1 pseudogene is annotated in these 269 nt (G+C 22.7%); it reads right to left on the reverse strand.

The features are described 5' to 3' along the window. A pseudogene (locus EZH24_RS13785) lies at positions 1 to 269 on the reverse strand (glycosyltransferase family 2 protein); the annotation flags it as partial.

Below are 269 nucleotides of genomic sequence, written 5' to 3' on the forward strand. Positions count from 1 at the left end.
ATTTCTTTTCTCTTCATTATAGAAAAAGCTTCTCTTTTACCAATTATTTTACAAAGCTGCGCTGTATGCCAAATAAGTATATTAGAAAATATTTTTTCGATTTTGAAATCTATTTCATTTGTATAATCAGGATATAAATTCTTAGCTTTATTTTTCAAATCAATTATTAATTCATACATATAATCTACATTTGATATAGTATCTATGTTATATTTATCCTGACCTAAATTATGTTCAACATAACATCCTATAATCTCATCAGATAAAAA

Origin of the sequence: Brachyspira catarrhinii (genome assembly GCF_005518285.1) — a bacterium.
Classification (GTDB): domain Bacteria; phylum Spirochaetota; class Brachyspiria; order Brachyspirales; family Brachyspiraceae; genus Brachyspira; species Brachyspira catarrhinii.